Source organism: Paenibacillus sp. 01T422 (assembly GCF_056398785.1).
This window is the reverse complement of sequence record NZ_JBFTQB010000108.1, coordinates 1-21,288: the sequence shown is the minus strand read 5'-3', so window position 1 is coordinate 21,288 and position 21,288 is coordinate 1. Positions and strand designations below refer to the sequence as shown.

The 21,288-nt window shown below is 47.6% G+C and carries 13 protein-coding genes and 1 pseudogene; 2 read left to right on the top strand and 12 right to left on the bottom strand.

The features are described from left to right. From AC1DUA_RS08420 to AC1DUA_RS08365, 12 genes are all read right to left on the bottom strand, one after another. Positions 1 to 595: ABC transporter substrate-binding protein (locus AC1DUA_RS08420; protein WP_477499304.1), on the bottom strand; the 595-nt coding region annotated here is incomplete at its 3' end. Between the two features lie 150 nt (positions 596 to 745). Continuing rightward, positions 746 to 1,609 carry a carbohydrate ABC transporter permease gene (locus tag AC1DUA_RS08415; protein ID WP_477499303.1) on the bottom strand — a complete coding sequence of 288 codons (864 nt, stop codon included), beginning with the start codon at positions 1,607 to 1,609 and terminating at the stop codon, positions 746 to 748. A gap of 16 nt (positions 1,610 to 1,625) precedes the next feature. Further along, the gene (locus AC1DUA_RS08410) at positions 1,626 to 2,519 is read right to left on the bottom strand and encodes a carbohydrate ABC transporter permease (protein WP_477499302.1); all 894 of its coding nucleotides are present in this window, start codon (positions 2,517 to 2,519) and stop codon (positions 1,626 to 1,628) included. 199 nt (positions 2,520 to 2,718) lie between these two features. Beyond that, a complete protein-coding gene (locus AC1DUA_RS08405; RefSeq protein ID WP_477499301.1) occupies positions 2,719 to 5,868 on the bottom strand; it encodes an alpha-mannosidase in 3,150 nt (1,049 codons plus the stop codon). 453 nt (positions 5,869 to 6,321) lie between these two features. After that, the gene (locus AC1DUA_RS08400; RefSeq protein WP_477499300.1) at positions 6,322 to 6,861 is read right to left on the bottom strand and encodes a GNAT family N-acetyltransferase; all 540 of its coding nucleotides are present in this window, start codon (positions 6,859 to 6,861) and stop codon (positions 6,322 to 6,324) included. Positions 6,862 to 7,063: 202 nt separating this feature from the next. Beyond that, the gene (locus AC1DUA_RS08395) at positions 7,064 to 9,982 is read right to left on the bottom strand and encodes an S-layer homology domain-containing protein (RefSeq protein ID WP_477499299.1); all 2,919 of its coding nucleotides are present in this window, start codon (positions 9,980 to 9,982) and stop codon (positions 7,064 to 7,066) included. Between the two features lie 14 nt (positions 9,983 to 9,996). After that, the gene (locus tag AC1DUA_RS08390) at positions 9,997 to 13,563 is read right to left on the bottom strand and encodes a hypothetical protein (RefSeq protein ID WP_477499298.1); all 3,567 of its coding nucleotides are present in this window, start codon (positions 13,561 to 13,563) and stop codon (positions 9,997 to 9,999) included. Between the two features lie 69 nt (positions 13,564 to 13,632). Then, positions 13,633 to 15,405 (bottom strand): hypothetical protein, encoded by a 1,773-nt coding sequence (locus AC1DUA_RS08385; RefSeq protein ID WP_477499297.1) that lies wholly within the window; start codon positions 15,403 to 15,405, stop codon positions 13,633 to 13,635. 68 nt (positions 15,406 to 15,473) lie between these two features. Continuing rightward, positions 15,474 to 17,078 (bottom strand): extracellular solute-binding protein, encoded by a 1,605-nt coding sequence (locus tag AC1DUA_RS08380; protein ID WP_477499296.1) that lies wholly within the window; start codon positions 17,076 to 17,078, stop codon positions 15,474 to 15,476. 43 nt (positions 17,079 to 17,121) lie between these two features. Continuing rightward, the gene (locus tag AC1DUA_RS08375; RefSeq protein ID WP_477499295.1) at positions 17,122 to 18,003 is read right to left on the bottom strand and encodes a carbohydrate ABC transporter permease; all 882 of its coding nucleotides are present in this window, start codon (positions 18,001 to 18,003) and stop codon (positions 17,122 to 17,124) included. A gap of 12 nt (positions 18,004 to 18,015) precedes the next feature. Beyond that, positions 18,016 to 18,648 carry an ABC transporter permease subunit gene (locus AC1DUA_RS08370; RefSeq protein ID WP_477499294.1) on the bottom strand — a complete coding sequence of 211 codons (633 nt, stop codon included), beginning with the start codon at positions 18,646 to 18,648 and terminating at the stop codon, positions 18,016 to 18,018. A 27-nt stretch (positions 18,649 to 18,675) separates the two neighbouring features. After that, positions 18,676 to 19,725 (bottom strand): glycoside hydrolase family 88/105 protein, encoded by a 1,050-nt coding sequence (locus AC1DUA_RS08365; protein ID WP_477499293.1) that lies wholly within the window; start codon positions 19,723 to 19,725, stop codon positions 18,676 to 18,678. Positions 19,726 to 19,929: 204 nt separating this feature from the next. Here AC1DUA_RS08365 and AC1DUA_RS08360 point away from each other — a divergent pair, with 204 nt between their 5' ends. Both AC1DUA_RS08360 and AC1DUA_RS08355 read left to right on the top strand, forming a co-directional pair. Next, positions 19,930 to 20,799: a helix-turn-helix domain-containing protein gene (locus AC1DUA_RS08360; RefSeq protein WP_477499292.1), complete on the top strand. Its 870-nt coding sequence runs from the start codon at positions 19,930 to 19,932 to the stop codon at positions 20,797 to 20,799. Positions 20,800 to 20,854: 55 nt separating this feature from the next. Further along, positions 20,855 to 21,288 (top strand): annotated as a pseudogene (locus AC1DUA_RS08355) (hypothetical protein); the annotation flags it as partial.

Genomic DNA, 21,288 nt, shown 5'->3' with positions numbered 1-21,288 from the left:
CTCCAATATCTTTGCCGGCTTCCGTAATTTTCTTGGCATCTTCAACCATTTCTTGAATGGTTTTCGGAGGTTCCGTAATGCCTGCTTTTTTGAAAAGATCAACGTTATAGATCAATCTCCAATATTGCCCTGTGTTCGGAAGCGAATACACTTTACCATCGATCATATTGCTTTCTTCCACTAACAAATTATTATAACGTTTCTTCATTTCATCAGTCATCATATCGTTCAGAGGCAGTAGATAACCTTTCTTGACAAAACCGGGGAAATCATTGGTCCGAAGGATATCAGGCGCTTGTTTACTGGCAAACGCGATGTCAACCGACTGGTTAAAGTTGTCTGCCATAACCGTCATCTCAACTTCAATGTTGTCCTTATTTGTTTCATTGAACTTTTTGATAACTTCCTTCATATAATCAGCATCATGACGGTCAATCGTCCAATAGGCAAGCTTCGTCTTCTGCCCACTTGCTGCAGGCGCACTACTTGCACCAGCATTATTGTTCTTAGGCTGATCGGTTTGTCCGCCACATGCCGCGAGTGAAGCTACCATTGTAACGCCAAGCAGCGTGCTCATTACTACCTTTTTACTCATGTTGTTAACCCTCCCGTTTTTCTCTTTCAATAGTCTGAAACATTCCTCATGTAACTGTTTTCATAATAACGCTATATCCGTTTTAACCGTGAAGGACAAATCAACTTTCCAGGTGGGGGAAAATAACTCTTTTGTATGTTCCTGTAACAATTATCCTTTTACACTACCTGCCGTCACCTGAATGAATGATTTGTTCGCCAACACATATACGACCAGAATGGGCAGGAAAGATAAACATGCACCAGCCATCATGAGATGTGCCTCTGCTGCGGCACCAATGCCATAACGCAAATTAGCCAGTCCAACCGTCAATGTTTGCAGCTTCGGATTCGTCATCGTGAAGACCAGCGGCAAGATATATTCATTCCAGGCGCCGCGGAACGTGAATAGGGCAGTGACGCCCAGTGCCGGGCTCAATAGCGGGAGAATAATCCGCCAATACACCGTAAAGAAATTGCAACCGTCGATGTAAGCAGCTTCGTCCAAATCTTTAGGAATGGCCTTGAAGAAACCAATCAGCATAAAATAAATGACCGCGTGCGAACTGATAAGAATAATAATGACACCCCAAAGGGATTTGTTTAAACCCAGTTTAACCATGAGATTGAATTGCGGCATCAGCACAACGGCGCCAATGGAAATGAACATTGTGCTCGCTTGCAGCGCTACATACATTTTTTTGCCCGGGAACTTCGTCCTRTCCACCGCATAAGCGGACATCGTTGCAACGAGCAGCGTTCCGATCGTCACGATTACGCTAATAAAGAGGCTGTTCCATGTAAACTGTGCGAAATTAGCCTGCTTCCAGGCCGTTGCATAGTTCGAGAACTTCCAGACAGCAGGCAATAATGTAGCGCCGGTTGTCAATTCTGCATTCGTTTTTACAGAGCCCAGCATCGCCATAATAATAGGGAATATCGTGAAAAAGGCGACAGTGATCAAAAATAGCCATTTGATGCTATGCCCGATAATACGGCTGCCAAGGAAACCGCCTGATTTTGTGCTAGTAGTCATTATATACCCTCCCTTGTTAATCCTGATTCAACCGTTTGGACATCGCGAAATAAACAATGGTAATCAACCCGACAATGAGGGCTGTTACGAAACCGGCGGCGCTACCGTAACCAATTTGTTGGACCGTCGGAGAAGCTGCCGAGACTGGGAAAAATAGCTTGTACACGTAGAGATACATGACGTCCGTTTTGCCGAATGGCCCTCCCTCGGTCATGACCATAATGCTTTCATACCCTTTCAGGGAGTTGATAATGGCTAGCATCACGATCATTTGCAAAACAGGTCCGAGCATCGGAATCGTAATGTACCAAAACTTTTGAACCACATTCGCTCCATCAATTGAGGCGCTTTCGTATAAATCATCTGGGATCCCTTGCAATCCGGCTATGAAAAGGAGCATATAGTTACCGATCGCGCCCCATATAGCCATTATAATAACGGTTATCATCGCGTAATCCGGCCCGAGCCAATCGACCGCTTTGGATATTAGGCCATATTTTAGCAAGAATTGATTGAGCAGTCCGTTATACGAGTTGAAAATCGTGAAAAATACGATCGCCATGACGGATGTACTTATGATAGTCGGCATGAAATAYACGGCGCGCAGCAGTACTTTCCCTCTAATCCCCCGATTCAGAATAACCGCAAGGATGAGTGAAAGTGGCAGCACAATTATCAGCTTCCCACCCGCATAGATGAGAGTGTTGTACACGGAATGCCAGTACTCCGTATCTCGCAGCAATCTTGTGAAATTATCGATGCCGATGAATTTCTCTTCGCCATACCCCTGATAATCGTAAAACATATAACGAAACGCCCAAGCAAGCGGATATATGCCTAACGCCAAAGTTAAAAATAAACTTGGAAAAATAAAAACATAGGAATTGAAGAGGGAATTCCTTTTGCGCATATGTCATCTACTCCTTAAACTTAATTAGTAGAATAAGCATATTACAACCGCGCTGATAGGCGGGAGTGGTAATTCAACTATGTCCGTGTGACAAATCAACTGTCTTCCTCTCAGGGGAACGCACATCGGGAAATCCGCAGTAGATGCGCGGCAAACGCAAACAGACCGCGAACAATTCGCGGCCTTGTTTATGTTTACGTTAATTGAAATGAATCATAAATGTCTTGATCTCATAAGGCTTCATCGAAATGCTTATTCGCGCGTCATGCTGCTGTTCGCCTTCAAGGCGCTCAAGCAGATCACATTCCTGCCAGGCCACGATCCGGGCGTCACTCATAATTTCCACTTGTCCGCTTATACCTGCGAACTCGTGTACGCGTACTATGACCGCATCTTGATCCTCGGCTTGTTTAACCGCATCAATCATGACATGATCGCAGGAAAGACGAAACAGGCTGAATGATGTTTTATCAGGCGCTCCAAACGCATACGTAAGCGGATTGTTAAGCAACCATGCGGATTGCAGCGTTTTACCGTCGTACCAATCGCCAGCATGCGGAAACAGCGAATACGTGAAGTGATGCTCACCAATATCTGCCGTAGGGTCAGGAACCTTCGCGGACTTAATCAAGGTGAGTCTCATGACATTATCTTTGATATCATAGCCGTATTTACAATCATTCAAGAGGCTGACGCCATATCCACGTTCGGACAAATCAGCCCATTGATGGCCAACCGTCTCAAATCGTGCGTAATCCCAACTTGTATTCCAGTGCGTAGGCCGCTTTACATTGCCGAATTGAATATCGTACGTGGCTTCCGTCGCCCGGATGCGCACAGGAAAGGCTACTTTCAGCAGTTTACGCTGCTCATTCCAATTGACATGAGTCTTGAAATCTATTCTGCGGCTATGCGCGTAGAGCACCATATCTTGTATAACGGTAGAATCCATGTACGACCATTCGAACCGGACGATAGCTGCCAAAGCTCCCGTGTCCGTCACTTCCATCCGAGTCACACAGGTCACTTCCTGTTTTTTCTCCGTATAAAAAATGTCAATATCCCATGCCTCATGCCGGCCTTTCGGCTTGTCTTCAAACACCTCAAATCGGTTGCCTTGCTGACCCTCGGCGATGATTTCCCGCTTCTCCATGCGATCGTAGAGTCGTTCTATCTGACCATTAGCATTCCATTCCATTTCGTAAAAAGGTGTGATTAACCCTTTATTCAGCTTCCTGAATGGATTCTCCTTAACCTTTTGCATAACCACATCTGCTCGTTCAGACTGACGAATCACCGCGTAGCCCATCGATGGAACATTCTCAACCTTAACCCACTGCCTTCCATCCACCCGTTGAACTTCAAGCGGACGATTATGAACATCCACCCAGTCTTCCGCCGCTTCACCTTGGGGCAAGCATACGAGATCCGTCTGCTCCCATGGCGAACTGTTGAACACCACCACTTCATGCCCCTGCTTGCCGTCTGTTAAATAGGAAACAGATTGATTCCACACCTTCTCCCCAATGGCACGCGCTTCGCTGTATTCAACCCTGCTGTCCTCGTAGACCTCTCGAATCGACGAACCCGGGATAATGTCATGGAACTGGTTTCGTAAAATAATTTTCCAGCCTTCATACAGAAGGAGTGAGGTTTCACCATTCCCTGCATGTGCGCTGGCATTCAATAGGCTGCTCATGACTTGCATCCATTCCGTTTCTCTATACAAAAGCTCCAGCTTACGATTCATAAGCTTGTTATAAGCTTGACTTGTATAGGTGCCACGATGCAACTCCAGGTACAACTCACCGTCCCACGTGTGCACGTAGGAATTTGAATTCGCAACCTGTTGCTGCAGCTCGTTAAAATAGGCATCGGCACGCCCCGTCTTCACCGCAGGAATACCAGGTATTTGATCTAACCTGCGCCTCATCTCCAGCATTTCCCGATTCACGCCGCCACCGCCATCGCCGTACCCATAAGCCAGCAATAAAGACGAATTGAGCGACTTATCCCGATAGGCATCCCATATCCCTTGCACCGATGATGGCGTCACTTTCCCATTATACGTATAGTAGAAGGCTCCTTCGCTGGAACCAGGATCCGGCGTTGTAATGAAATGAGTCAGCACTTCTGTACCATCAATCCCCCTCCACATAAAAGTGTCATGGGGCATCCGATTGTATTGATTCCAACTGATTTTCGTCGTCATGAAAGTTTCAATACCGGATTTCCGTAGGATTTGCGGGAGCGCCCAGCTGTATCCAAACACATCAGGCAACCACAAGTACTTACAATCAACACCAAATTCCTCACGGAAGAATCGTGTTCCATACAAAAGCTGCCGTACAAGCGATTCCCCGGAAGCTAGGTTGCAGTCAGCCTCCAGCCACATCGCACCACCCGCTTCCCAGCGTCCTTCCTGTACACGTTCCTTGATGTTTTCATAAATTTCCGGATAATCCGACTTGATGTATTCATACAGCTGTGGCTGTGTTTGTAAGAAAATGTACTCCGGGTATTGCTCCATTAAGCGCAGCACCGTTGAAAAAGATCTCGCAGCTTTCTCTCGTGTATGCTTCAGCTGCCAAAGCCAAGCGACATCAATATGCGTGTGCCCGATGCATTGAACCACGACGGCGTGCAGTTTGGGCATCGTTGACAGCGCATTTTGAAGCTGCTCCTGAGCGCTAGCCACTGTGTTGTAAAAAGCAGCGCTGCCCGGTCTTGACCAATCCAGCACCAAAAAAGCTTGATCCAGCATAGTCAGCAGCTGGTGCCGTTCCGGACGATTTTCGTCCAATATGCGAACCGTATCCAATAAAGCTTTGGCTGTGTAGAACAGATCGTCGCATGCTTCATCCAGCCAGCACAGGGCTGCCAATTCCAGCCGGCTCTCCATTTCAAGGTGGCTTTGATAGCCGCCTAGTCCAGACCACAAGCGGAAGCGAAGCTGTATCGTGGAACCGATCAATTCTTCTGAGAAAAATACTTCCTCATGATTCGAATCCACTCCCTGATACGGCTCCCCGTTCAGGAAAAGCAGCGATTCGAAACCGCTGTTCGTCCCGCCTCCAGTCTGGCCTAAGTTAAATCGGCCGATGACCTTCTTGCCTTTCCACTCGGCTGGGATAACAGGATCCGCGGCTAACCAGTAGTAGACATCGCGGCCTTTCCAACGATCTCCGATATGAATATTGCTCCATTCGCCGTCTTCTGTGGGATAAGCTCCAATCGCGCCTTCGGCATCGAGTTTTATCCGAAAAGTATCTATAACCCTCGCATCACGGTAGCGAAAAGGTTCCAGTTCATTGATTCGCGCATGCAATTTCTCAACAGTCCAAAACATTGACATACTCCCTTCAAACCTGTGATATGGTTTTATATAAGTCTATATCCCTGAGGGATGGATATGTCTATTTTAACGCGTTTTTAGCCTATTAGGTGATAGGTAATCTCATGATTCGTAGGGGGTAAAAGCATTTTTTATAAGAAAACCGCCAACTGTGGGATTTACATAGGAAATTAGCGAGAATCCAGCTAAGATTTTCACTTAAGGAACTGGAGTCCTCTATTTCGAGGAAATCGAGCTATTTTCTCTCTGAGCGGAACTGTAGAGCCTTATTTGGCCTCCGCGGCTGCTTTTCCTCCGGAAATTGGTGAAATAGCGGAACGTAGTTCCCCTTGCAACTGGAAATTGTTCCATTTCAGCCAAATAGCGGAACGTAGTTCCCCCAATTAATCCCAATGCCCTAAAAGTAAAACAAACCGGCACCCCATCGGAGTACCGGCCCTTTTCCCTTTATGTAGCAACCTCATGCTGCATACCTTCACTAGTTTCCAAAAAGTCTAACCGCTCCACTTGATACAAATCATAGATCTCCTGCGTTTGATTGATAGATGCATAGATTTGAGGGTTCAGATCATTTGCCAACTTGGCATACGGCAGTTTTTCAACAGCTTTCTTTGATCGTATATTTTGTTTCCGAATTTTCAAAAATACGCTTTCGATATGATGTTCAAGGAAGAGTTCCGTAAAAAAGGATTCCTTCGCTCGTTGATTATAACCTTTGCCAAAATAAGGAGCTCCAATCCATGTCGCCAAGAAACCTGCTTTATTCACAATATCATATAGATCAATGGTACCAATGGGATGTCCTAGCTCGTCAAGAATCGTTCTAGAAATACATGTCTCCTGCTCTTCTTCAACAATTAACTGTTTAGTTACAAATAAATATTCCTCATAAGATTGACATTTATAACGAATATAAGGAGAAACCTCAGGATCATTTATTAAGTTATAAAGAGAATGGCATTCTTGCAAATTACGTTTTTTTATCATTGTTTTCTACCACCCTAGTCCCTATGATTCGCTATATCAAATACTATATAAGTATATAAAAGGAGTTCGGGGTTTATATAAATTCTGCATTTATTTTATGTAAATTTATATAGCCGCTATATTTAAATGGTTTATTTTTCCATCAAACTCAAAGTAGAAAAAGAAGACAAGAGCATGTGCCTCTTGTCTTCAGATCTAACCGCTATTCTTTTGTAAACAACTCATATTTGTCCATCACTCTAGCTAATACCACGGCAATTTCAGCTCTGGACGCTGTGCCTTGTGGTCTAAGCCCTGCCTCATCGCCTTGAATGAATCCAAGCTCGACCATAATCGCCATGCTCATTCTGGCATATGGAGCAATCTGGGCTGCATCCTGGAACTTAAGCAGCGCCGATACATCCCCTTGCAAGCTAAGTGTCTCTTTAGCTTGAAGCGCCCTGACGAGCATCACAATCAGATCTTGTCTGCTAATCGCTTGATCCGGCATGGCCTCCTCTTCCGTACCGCCCATGATGCCCAACGCCTTGGCGATGCCCACGGATTGATAATAATAATCGCTTGGATCAACATCCTTGAAATTTTCTTTAAAATCGGCTTTAAGCCCTAACGCGCGTAYGATCATGGTGATGACATCTGCTCTAGATGCCGTTTTCCCCGGCTCAAACGTTGTGGATGATGTCCCTTGAATAATACCTTTCGCTGTTAATATCTCAATCGCCTTGGATGCCCAGCTATAGCTGTCGGTGACATCCTTGAACGGCATACCAACTGGTTCACTCGGTTTAGTGGAGACTGGTGGAACCGATGGACTCGGACTCGGATTCGGTTTCTCTTCTTTCACTGGCATTTTCGGAGCATCCACTGGCCCTGATGACGAATCTTCCCTCTCTTTTAAAGTGTGGACGACGACTCCCGGTCCATCAGTCGTCCAGTTCCCGTAAGCATCTCCTGCTTGCACACTGAATGAGTAAACCATCGATGATTGCAACTGAGTTAGCATATAGCTCCTAACAGGCTCTGCAACTGGAACGTCTGTGCCGGGATGTTGAACCTGAAACTTAAGTGTGAGGATTCCCGCGAGACCAGCAGCAGGTGCCTCCACATCCTCACCGACTTTGGTTGCCGTGTAGGTAACTGTACCTGGCTCAGACTTCACCACATTTTGATAACCAGTCGGCTGATTACCAAGCTGATACAACGTATCGACATCAGAAATAGTGTTAGCTGTCCCAATAAATAAATCCGGCTTTACCTCAAGAAGCTGAAGTTCGCTTTGGTTATAATTCAATTGCGTTTGTATCGCATAAATGGAACCTGGAATCCCTTGATTGCCACCAGTATCAGTACCTGCGGCAACCCGAATCTGGATGACGGAATCCCTCTCATCGGTTTGCAGTGTAAAATCAGCGGATGCCCCATCGCCAACTACCGTAACGGTAGCTGTTGCTTCTGCCGCGCCAAATGTGGCTGTAACATGCGTAGTCCCGCTGCGCAGTCCGCTGACTTTCCCGCTGGCATCCACTTGCAGAATAGAAGCGTCCTCCACTTTGAACATGGATTGCGAAGTCACGTCAACCGCACTTCCATCAGCGCCTAAGATGCTGACGATTGTCTTATGCGATGCACCAATTGCCAACGAATAAGATGATTGGTCCAATTTCAAAGAAGAAACTTGGACTGGAAAAGAGATGGACTGTAAGCCGTACGTGACAGTAATAACCGTATGCCCCGGCGCTAGAGCCATTACTTTCCCTTGCGAATCCACACCCGCAACCTCAGGATTCTCAGATTCATAAGCAGCTAGTGCGCTAATGTCATATGTTTGACCATTTGAATAAACCGCCTGTGTCACACTCGTTGCTGATCCGCCAATGGTTAAGTTCATGCCAGCCGAGCCTGGTGAGACTGAGACCAGATTTTGCAGAATTGGCAGAACCGTTATCGTGGAAACGGCGCTTTTATCGCCATACGTCGCTGTCAGCACGGACGTTCCATAATGAAGCGCCCGAATCAAGCCGCTGTTCGTATCGACGGTAGCAACGGATGGATTGCTGGAGACGAACAGCGCACCGGGCAGATCGTTCACTTGAATCGGCCCAGCGGAATATACCGCTGTTAAAACGGACATTTGCTGCTGACCTTCGCCCAGCTGATAATCCGCTTGATCAAGCTGAACGGCATTCAGCACATTGGCAGGAGTGACCGTCACCGTTGTAGAGGCAGTCAGGCTGCCGAAAGTGGCAGCAATCACAGCCGTCCCCATCGTAAGTCCCGTTACGTTCCCCTTCGTATCAACAACAGCGACAGCAGGATTGGAAGAACTGTAGTTCACATTGTCTGTAACATCTACAGAATGATCGCTGAACACGGCACTCACTTGCGACGCATGTACGCTATTCAAGGATAGATGATAGGCAGCCTCCATACGAAGCGCGTCCGGGAGCTGATCCACAAACAGATCATCGAATTGGATGGTGCCCTTCTGTGCTTTATCAATGGAGAAACGGATTAGTTTCAGGGTATCCGTATTGGCCGTGGTATCCCTGAAAGAGAAGTCAGCGGCTCTCTTAACCCCGTCAATATACGCATCATATTTCTTCGTGGTTGTATCCAGTACAAATTGTAGATTATACCATTTCCCAGCTTGAAAACCTGTCAATATGGAGGAACTGGTAGTTCCGTTGTATGCGGTAATATTAGCGCCAGATAATGATAAAGAGATGAGATTGTTGCTTGTGCTGGCGCCATACAAGTAAGGAGCTGACTTTGTGCCGGTCGTCTCCTCTGTTCTCAGGCGATAGCTAATGAGCGCTTTACCTGAAACAGAGAGGTTTTTCCGGTCCAACGTTAAATTGTTCGTCGTTGTGGTCGTCGTTTTCTCGAGCCGCACATTTTGATTCGATGGATCAGCGGGATCTGCAACAACGCGAATGGAACCATCCGTCGTAACCGTCGGCGTCCAATTTGGAGCGGAAAAGTTACCTGCCGGCAGCGAATCAAAATGCTCACTCATCCCCACCGCCGTATCTGCTGCTGCCACACCTGCGCTCAAACTGAAAAGACTAAAGCTCAGACTGCCAACCAACGTCATGGCTATAAATTTCTGTTTTCGATTCAACCTGTTCACCTTCCTTATGGCTGATTGGTCAGGGGCCGCATGTAGTAGCCAAGCTGGCCAAGATCCGCTGTGTCGATTTGCCCGTCACCGTCAAGGTCATAAGCATACGGGAATTGCTCCGGATTGCCTCCGCGCGTCAAGCCCATCTGGCTGCGAAGCGATGCTAAGTCAGTCCCGGTGATGGAATGCCCGTCAAGAAGCGCGGTTTTGCCCGTTTTATCCAGAAACAACGTATGATCGTCATGCAGCACAAACTTCATGCCTTCATCTTCAATCGTCAGAGAGCGAAGCACATCCGTCCGATTGTCGTATTTGGCGACAGCCTTGGCGGTGAAGCCCGTCGCCTCAGCGTTCGGTTCGATTTTGCTCACAAAATAGACCCAATCACCTTCTTTGTACTCAGCCGCCAGCGTGCCGTCCGTCACTTGAACGGTAATTTTGTCCGTGTTAGCAAATTGCACAATGGTACCATTATTCGCTGAGGAACGAACATTCGTCGGCTCCCAGAGCGCCTTCGAGTACAAATCATCCATCACTTTACCTGGCGTTGTCACGAAACCTGCGCTTAGTGCGCCTTCATCCGCGATGGATAGCCAAGTAGGCTTAGCCGCACCCCCTGCCGGTGCATTCTCAGCTTTCAGCTTTGGATAACCGGTCACTCTCGAGGTGCCTGCTACAAAAGTCGGCACGCTCACGGCCCCGGTATCCTTCGCTAAATCCAGAAGAGGCGTTCCATCAATTCCGTACAGTCCATTAATTCGTACCCGGTCTAGTTCGTTCGTTCCCGGTGCATAAGCCCGCTGAGGAATTGACATATAAGGCAGACCGATCAACTCGCCTAGCGATAAATAACTTTGTGCAGCGCCGAAACGAACAGCAAGGACGTTATAGAGCGATTGGCCGTTAGTGATGTAATATTGCTTGGTGAGATTCGTCCCATTCGCAGCTGTGCCCACGTCTTCCCGCACATAATAGTTCGGCAATGCCTGATTTCGCGTCGTTTGCTTAATATCGTCATACTGAGGAGTTCCATCAGCTGTTTTGGCGAACCAGCCATTCACTCGATCAATCTTAGGGAATCCCGGCTTTTCCGGATCAGTCGTGCCCGTATCGTACAAGCTCTCCATAAAATCCGTACCGGAAACGGATACATGAAGCGGTTGTTTATTATCCGGCTTGAAGTAAGCCGAAACACTTCCTTTGCGCAAGCTATTCATTTCCAACTTCTGAGGTTGTGTGCGGTCCCACGGGTAATGCGCAATGGTTTCATACATCAGCATCGGCCCATGGACAGCAAGATGGCCTAAATTTGCCGTATCGCCATAAGTGAGGGTCGTTGCAGAAAAAGATTTGATTAGAAAACGTCCAAGATCTGCCTGCAGCGCGTTGCCCCAATAAGAAAGCCCTGAGAAATTCCCCATGTTATATGCGGAGCTGCCGCCTTCATTATGGCGCGAGCCTGCGAATATCCACCCATCTGCTGACATTCTCACGTTAAAATAACTGGCCATCTCCATCCCATCTTGATAAAACAGGTCCTTCAGATCGGCGTATCCCGGATCCTGTGCCGGCAATTCTTGCATGATGCCAGCCAAATCGCTTAAGGAAACGCCAGCATAACTTACGTCAAACCCGTTTACTTCATAGAAGATATTGTACCCGTCAATATTCTGACGAGCCGCCTTGCGCATGCCGCCTGTCGATGGAGGCAGGTTCGTGCCTGCGAGTCCAATCGCATAGTAGTCTCGAATGTCACGTTTCATCGCATCATCTTGCAGAATATTCGCCATCTGGATGCCGCCGAGTACCGCAACGAGCGATTGGTTCATAGACTGCTGCGTATTGAATTGCGATACCCGGGTAATCCATCTCCACATCGATTGCGCTTTGGCTTTAGCATCCGCAAGCTGATTGGCTGTAAATAAGCCATCCCCATATTGAATAGCGGTCGCAAGATTGTGCAGACCGAAGGCCGTCGTCGGGTAATCTGCCCCCGTTGTTGCCCCGCTTACAGCGTAAGGCACATAAACTTCACCGCTGCCCGCCATGCCCGGCATTAATTTGCTCGCATTGGCGAGATTATCGATCGTGGTCACACGATTTTTCAAATAGAAGGCCAAACCGTCGCGCGTACGTTTCGCAAGCAAATCATCCGTTTTGCCAGTACGCGCCCAATTGAATGCCAGCATGCCGACGGTTCCTAACCCTGCCTCTGTACTGCTGGCTTGTTGATCCACACCGATGTAGGAGACATTGTCAAATGTCACAGTCCCCAAAGCACGGCTGCTGCGCAATTCTATACGCACATAATAGACAGGGTAAGGCGTATCAAAAACTCCGCTGATCGTTCCCCACTCCCCCTCCGTCGGAACGCCGTAGAAGCTGGTACTGCCTATTGGCTGCTTGTTCATATCCAGATACACCAGCCGTGCTTCAATACTGTGTTCGTCGGAAGTGACGAACCCCGGCTCGGTTTTGTATTTCATATTAAAAATGCGGTAGTCGCCGCCATATTGACGTGTCCCGTTCCCGGAAGCCGACAGCGTGTTACTGAGTAGGGCTACGGTTGAAGCGGACGAAGAGGCAATACGACCTCCTTTACCGCTGCTCCCACCTGTCGCAGACACGGTCACCGCAGCCGAAGGACCACTTTCCTGCACCGCTGTCCAAGAGGCTGATGTTTCAAATCCGGCATTAGGTATGGCTGCCGTTCCCTTAGTGGCATATGGAATCTGATCGCTGCCAGCCGATGTGTCGACACGCATTAATCGAATGCCATCCCATTGGACGGTTCCTTGGGTTGCATCCATTCCCGCTTGGACGTAGATGCCCGCTGGCTGTACCGAAGGTACTGTGACGAGTCCACGAATTTCCTGCCATCCTGCCAAACCACTCTTGCCTTGGAAAATAGATGAGCTTCCAATCGGTTGCCCGTTGCCGTCAACAAACGTCACTTTGCCATAAACCCCTTGCCCGCCTGGCGCGACGGTCGCTTGATCCGCTTTGTAGAATGCGCTGAAAATCATTAAGCTCCCTGGTTGCAACGTCACATCAGCTGAGGTCGAATAATCAACCATCACATGAACCGGATTAGTAATCTCCTGTACGATAGCAGCGCTGGCTGCCGTTGAAGCCGACATTTCCACATAACGCTTTCCCTCCAGTGCGGAGGACAAATCTGCTTGCCAGTCAACATTCACTTGACTTGGTGTTCCACCAGATCCGTTTGTCACCAACCATCCTTCAGGGAGTGCCGTGTCCCCTTGTTCAAATCCGTAATTTCCGGTCATGTTGCCCGCCGTCAGATTCGTGCCAGAGACGTACACCTTTTGCGGATAATTATCGAACCTTCCGTCAGGCTGTTGATTGGCGATTAGATTTTGTTGGAAAAAGTTCAACATCGTTTCACTTTTCGCCAGATCCGGATACACATTGTCGACACGATCATAATAGATTGGCGTATCTGGAGTCATAGGCGACAGATCTGCTGCAAGAACGGACTGGCCGCCAGCAGAGACAGTAAGTATTGAAGCCAACACAAGCGATTTCCAACGCAAGCTTCGAGCACGCTTTACAAACATTTGCATAAATACCTCCCTATTGTTGAATGCGCTTTCATTTTTAGATCAGAGCGAAGACCGCTCCTCCTTTCAAACCGACCAGATAGGCGCCCCAGCCTCAATCTTCAATTCCTTGCTACAGATTGCCTGCTGCATCGATTCGCGGAATGGACGTACACCGTTCGGCACTTCTACCTTCAATTTTTTCACCGCATCTTCATAGACCAACTGCCGCTTTCCTTCATGGCTTAATGAGGCTGCGTTCTTCAATTTAGCTATAATCTCCTGCTCCGGACAATCGCTACGTTCCAGCAACAGCACAAACGCAAGATATGCTTCGTTGAGATCAGATAACTTCAACTCACGCTTCTCGCCTTCATAGAGCACAATTTCAAGCGATGTTACCGCTTCTTCTTCTTTTACGCGAAGTGTTGGCGAGTAATCCCCGAAGCTGCAAGCTGAGATGATCAAACCAATCGTTGCCGTTGATGTGCTTATAAACATAGGCTGACCAATGTTCAGCTCATTCGGCAGAACGAGCTGGCTTCGATCCCCACTGAACTCATAACGGAACAGCAGTGATTCAGCCTCAATTTCCCCATCAATGGTATCGAGTGTAAAATGCTTATCGCCGTGATTGGAGCAGATATTCGCGATTCCTAGCAATAGCCCACGCTGTTGAACGGTGTGCAGTAAGCCTGAACTGAAATCATAACCGTCATGCAGACAGCGGAATCGTAATGCTGCAGCGCTATCCGCTGTTCCCCAATAGGCGGTCAGAGGTCTGCGTTGATTCCATAAATCGCAATGATTGAAGGAACCAAGTGTGAAATCAGGTGTCATGTAGGAAGACGCGATTACCGGAGTGTCCCCTTGAACAATAACCTTCTGTGAAAAGCTTGTCGCACGCTCTGATGTAAAATACGGAACATAGATATCCGGCATGTGAAGACCTACGCGTGCCCATAGCGCATGAATGTCCAGCTCCTCATCTGCTATAAGCTGCAGCCTCCCCTGACCGGCAAGCTGCAGAAAGGACAGGAACTGCTTGCCTTGCAGCGTTTCGTAGGAACGGCTATGTGCGCCAGCCCACTGCTGAGTCGGTACATGATAATGCTCCGCAATCGATGCCCATGCCATTTTATGCAACTCACGAATCATCGCCAGACTCGCATGGTCACGTATATGTCGGAGCATCAGCGACAGATCCTCAACGGCAACGACCGTATAAGTCGGGCTGTTGTACTCCGTGAAGGCGCCATGATAGGTGCAGTACTCGTGCAGCATCTCTAGCTTGTTTCGCCCGTAAACGAACAGTTCCGTATTGCCCAGCACTTCGCCGGCCAGAAGGGCAACATAAGTCCCCATAACGCAAATATTCGTGTAAGAAGGCAAGACATTTCGCTTCATAATCAAGTGCGCAGCAGCTTCCAGCGAAGTTTTGATCTTCTTATGAAGCGCAGCAGGYAGTTTATCCGCATGGTCAACATAAGCTTGGATCAGCGCTTTGCCGCAGAAGTCGGCCCAGTTTCGATCCGGCGATGCCATTTCATCAATTGACTCTTCCATGTAATAGGGCCAAATGCCGTAATAAGGATGCTTAGGGTCCCGCACTTGATAATCAAGCAAGCGGTCAATGATGCGGGCTGCAAGCTCACAATCACCTTCAGCCTGCCTGTCGAGCAGCGTGAGCGCGAAATAAAACGTTTCCCGAATCATATGAACCTCGGCATTTCGCACATTCGTGTGATAATTGTATGCGGGTCCTCTTCTTGTCTTGAGTGCAAGTGCTTGCAAGTCAAAACTGTTCCATTGCTTTTGAACAATCTCGTTATACAGCTGTTGGATGGCTTGTTGGCTCATTCGGACGGCCCTTCCTTCGTGAAAATTCACTTGTAAAAAATCCCCCGAGAACCGGGGGCTGGCTTATTTTACTTTTTCGCGTTTTTCAGCGCTTCATTGTATTCTTGCGTCACTTTCGTGCCGTTTTTATCCATGAACGTTTTCAAGCTTTGATCCCACTCCGCAACACTTAATTGCCCCATCACATACTTCAACTTCGCTTTCACAAGGTCCATGTACATATCTGGCGTATTTTGTTCAGTTGGCGATTGCAGACCTGCGATTGGACTCGCCTTCAAATGCTTGATCAAAATGTCGTTAGCAGCAATTGCCACCTTTAACGATTCTGGGTCATCGGAATCTTTCGTGTAGTTCGTGTTCTCTGGAATAGGCAGCGCTTGAGTCGGCAAAATGTAGCCACCGCCAAGCTTTTGAAGCTTATCCTTATCAGTCACTTCTACGTTGCCGTCGGCATTTGTTTTGAAAGTGACGCCCTCCAAGCCATAGTTTTGCAGCTTGTTGAATTTCTGTACGCTGCCTACAACGTAGCCATTGTCTTTGGATGGGCCATAATCCAGCCATTGCATAATGGCTTTGACTTTGTTGGCATCCTTCGCCGCATTCGCGCTAATAAAAATTGCGCCAACGTTACCCGGGCCAGATACGACGCCGCTTTTGCCTGTTGGGCCTACTGGTGGATCGAACGCAGTCAATTTTGCGCCAGGTGTCGTTTTGGCAACGTTCGAAGTAAAGTTACGTATATTGGAAACGAAATCAAAGGTAATCCCGCTTTTACCGTTTTTAAAGAATTTATCCTGCGCCTGATTCGCTTTGTTCAAAGCAAAGTCGGGATCTATCAGGCCTTCGCTGATCGACTTTTTCAACCAGTCAAGATACGTTTTGTACTCAGGCAGCGTCTCATTCATGACAAGCTGGCCATCCTTCTGCACCCAACCGGAACCATCTAGACCGAAGCTGTAGAGTAAATCTGCCGCTCCCCAGAACTCACGACCGTTGAAGTCAGCCACGCGTCCCGTAATCTCGCCGAGCTGAAGGCCGTACGTATCCTTTTTACCATTGCCATCCGGGTCATTGTTCGTCATCGCTTGCATCGTCGTGTACAGCTCATCCAGCGTCTTTGGCACCGGCAGCTTCAGCTTATCCAGCCAATCCTGACGAATCAGAGGAGCATTCGGAGCGGAGAGCAGCGAGCGAGCAATCGGAATCCCGTACACTTTTCCGTTATAGCTCACATTGTCATAGTGCGACTTCGTATATTTCAAGTTAGGATATTTCGCAATGATGTCATCCAGCGGAGCTACGGCACCTTGTTTAATCAGCCTTACCGCCGTCGCGTCAAAGTTAAAGGTAAACACGTCCGGTATTTCACCGGAGGCAACCATGGCATTGAATTTTTCCTGGAAATTCGAATTTGGAATCGGCATGAACTTCAGATCCATATTAAACTTTTGATTCAACCACTTGATGCCCTCATTATTCTCAACATCTGGGACGGTGTTTACGTTCATCGAAAACGTAAATGGCACCGGCTTGGATGGTGCTGCGGAAGCTGCGCCATTCGCAGAGCTTCCTGTAGAAGATGAGTCGGACTTGCCGCAGCCGGATAAGATCAGTGTGCTTCCAATTACAACGGTGAAACAGGTATAAAGTGTTTTCTGTGTAAATGCTTTCATTTCGAATCCCCCTTAGATTAGAAAAGTGACAGGTGTAGAAGCTTTAACCCTTAATTGAGCCGATCATGACGCCCTTTACAAAGTATTTTTGCAAAAAGGGATATACGATTACGATTGGCACGGTTGCGACAATGACCATTGCCATTTTAATAGGCTCGGCCAGCTGCGTCATTTGATCTTGATCGATCATGGATGAATTAAGCTCCGAGGAGCTTAGTACTAACAAAACTTGGCGCAAAAATACTTGCATCGGCCATTTGGCAGGTGAATTGATGTAAAGGATAGCCTGGAAAAATTCGTTCCAATGTCCAACTGCATAGAACAAAATCATTGTCGCTACAATGGGCATCGAAATCGGCAGAACGATACGGAAAAACGTTCCATACTCCGTGCAGCCATCAATCGTCGCAGACTCTTCAAGGCTTTCAGGAATCGCTTGCATGAACGATTTGACAATGATGACGTTAAAAGCACTTGCCGCACCGGGAATAATTAGCGACCACAGGCTGTCAAGCATGCCAAGACTCTTAATCAGAATGAAAGTCGGAATCATACCTCCGCTGAACAAGGTTGTGAAGAAAACCAGCATCAGTATTGGATTGCGGAAAGGCAGTCGTGATTTGGAAAGCGCATATGCGAGTGTAAATGTTACAATTAAATTCAACAACGTGCCTAACACCGTAATGAACACGGTAATGCCCAGCGACCTCACTAAATCCCCTTGCCTGATAATGTAGGAGTAAGCTTCCAGCGACCAACCTCGAGGCCATAGGACAAGGCCACCCCTACTCAACTCCACACCGCTCGAAAGCGAGGAAGCTAGCACGTTCACAAACGGGAGCAGCATAATGACGGAGGCAAGTGCAAGCAAAACATAATTGAACCGATCAAACACGACCTCGCCAAAGGTTCGTTTAAATCTCATGGTTTCACCTCTCTAGAAGATCCCTTCTTCGCCTAGTTTTTTGGTGAGTTTATTTGCGCCGAGAATCAGGATTAAGCCAACGAGTGAGTTAAACAACCCAGCCGCAGAAGCAAAGCTGAAGTCGCCCTGCAGAATCCCTTCCCTGTAAACATAAGTCGCAAATACGTCTCCCACTTCCAGTACGAGCGGGTTCAACATCAAGAAGATTTGCTCGAAACCGGTATTTAAAATATGACCAAGCTGCAGCAGCAGCATCATGATAATCGTCGGACGAATCGTCGGAAGCGTAATGTTCCACAACTGTCGCCAGCGGCTCGCTCCATCCATAACAGCGGCTTCGTAAAGCTCAGGCGAAACACTGCTTAATGCGGCAAGAAAGATGATGGTTCCCCAGCCGGTTTCCTTCCAAATATTTTGCAGCACGATTGTCATTAAACCGACCCATTCGCTGGCAAAAAAGCCTTGAAACGGGCTGTAATCTTGAAACGCGATCAATACGCCCCACATCGGTAAGTAATGAAATACCAGGAAGTACACAATGCCGGGAAGCGCCAGTACATACAGCCTGCGGTAGCGGTACATGCTGCGAAGTAATGAGTTTTTTCGGGGGCTGGTTATTGCTGCCTCAGAAGTCCGAACGTTCATGCCTAACCCTCCATAACATAAATTCGTTTACGCAAGACCGAAGCACTCCACCAGCAGCATAAGTACCAGCCCTTGACCGTACAGAGTCGGTATTCGCTCAATAGTTTGATAAGCCTCGATCGTCGGCATGATCGGCGTACCTCCGGAAACGCTGCCTACTTCACCGCTAGCATGAATATTCGCCAACACGCCATTTAGCGCTTTCACGACGAAATCTTGATAGCTTTCATCCAGCAAACCTCTGCGAATCGCCAGCATAATGCCGCAGGCAATACCCGCACTGCCCGATGTTTCATGGTAGAATTCAGCTTGATCCATCACTGTGTGCCATAAGCCTTGCTCGTTCTGGTACGTGATAAGTCCATCGATCATTCGTTTGTAGTTTAAGCCAATCTCTGCCGGAATTGCAATGAGTTCTGAAATCTCCGCAATAATTTCTGGAACAGCTACACACACCCACGCGTTCGCACGCGTCCATCTAGCTGCAGACAGATGGTCACTTTGGACGCAGTTCCAACCGTGGAACAACACGCCTGTTTCCTTATCCTGCAACAGCCGCAGATGGATGTTCACCTGTTCGAGCGCTTGCGCAGCAAGATCAGCATCTTTTGTTAGCTTCGCTGTTCGTGCCAGCAGCAATACAGCCATGAAGACGGTGTCAGCCCATACCTGCTCAGGGAAGCTGTCCTTCTCCGTCACCGTATGCTCGAATGCGCCTTCCCTCGTTCGTGGTGCTTCTTCGATCATCCACTTCGAAATTTGCTTTGCCTGATCCAGATAGTAGGACACATTCGTTTGTTGGTACAAACGAGGAAATATGGCAAACGGCGCCATCGAATTGATAACATTCGTACGACCTGCTTTTTCTTGATTGTGTTCGACCCACTTAATCAAATAGTCAAGGACTTCCTCTTCACCTGTCTGATCGTAATAATGAAGCAGTGCAATCACTCCGACGCCGGGAACCCAATCCCAAGCATGAATATTCATTCCCCAATCGCTGGAGTCACTTTCTGTCATATAACGATAAACACGCTCAGCTGCGTTTTTAATGTCTTCTTTGTTTGCAACAGCCATTTCTCGATCCCACTCCTCTGGTTGTGTGCCGCCTAATTCTGTTTCGCACCTCCAAAACTTATGATTAGCGGTATATGACCAAGTATAGTATGAAAACAGATGCAAATCTCTCGATCAATTGCGTAAAACCATACCAATATTGCTTTCTTCTTTTTTTCGTTTTAAAATACATGAGAGCGCATACTTCTAGAGGAGGATTGCCCTATGGCGGATCAGGCCTATCAATCAACAGACCTTTTCGTAAACAATAAATTGCTAGAATTACCCATTCACATGAAATTTAAGGAAACTGAAAAAAACTTTTACATGAATTTTCATTCGCATGCCGGTTATGAAATTTATTTGTTTCATGAAGGCAGCGGGTATTTTCTCATTGAGGAGAATATCTATCCGTTGGAAGGCAATGATTTGATCCTGATCAGTGCTCTGGAATCGCATAAAAGCTCGCCCAAGCTGCAAATGCCGAGCACGCGTTCCGCCATACACTTTCTGCCCGAGCTCCTTGAGCCGGAAATCAGGGACCGCTTTCTGAGAGTATTCGATCGCCTGAATCAACACCGGCACATTCGATTGAGCGGCGAGCGGCTGCGTCATTTTGACTATTTGCTGGAGCGGCTTCATGAGGAGTACGCGCGGCTTAACACAGGCGATTATTTGGCCATGCGCATTTATTTGAATCAATTGCTGCTGGAGATCGATCGCATTGTCTTTAACGGCGAAGAGCAAGAGCTTGAACCGATTGCTCGCAATACGATTAATCCCAAAATTGAAGAAGCCGTCAAATACTTATCCAAAAATTTCAATGCGGACATCCCTTTGGACAAACTGGCCCAGGATCTGTTCATTAATCCCTACTATCTCTGCCATTTGTTTAAAAAGACAGTCGGACTCACGATTACAGATTTCCTGAATCATACCCGCATTCATCATGCCAAACGTCTGCTTGCGAACACCAATATGCCGATAACTGAAATATCCGAAGCCGTCGGATTTAACAGCTTTTCTTATTTTGGCCGTGCCTTTAAAAAAATCGTTGGCACGACTCCGCGCTCTTTTCGCAATAACGCCGTATAATGATAAATAGAGCAAGCATATTTAAGTCCATTTTGTACAAAAGGCGGTGCATCAATTGAAAAAGTATATGATCGGCGGTATCGCCGGTTTTCTCTTGGCTACAACTCTATCTGCGCATGCAGAAGAAATTACTAGTTTAATAGGCAAAACAATCCAGGGAGCTTTCCCCTTCCAGATTGAAGGCAAAACATTGGCAACTCCGGCTATCGTTGTAGACGGTACTTCTTATTTGCCGGTACGTGCTCTCGGCGAAGCAACCGGATACGATGTTTCTTTCGATGCTGACCTCGGCATTTCGCTGAAGAAAAAAGAAGTACAGCCTTCCCTCCCATCGCCATCGCCATCTCCGACGCCTTTTCCGTCCGCATCACCTGAGCCGCAGGCTTCAGGCAACCCTAGCAGCGGATATCAGGCTATCAAAACGGTTATTCTCAACTTAGATGATGAAAAGGCCCAAAAAAGCACGGGAGAATTTGGCCTCATCCAAGT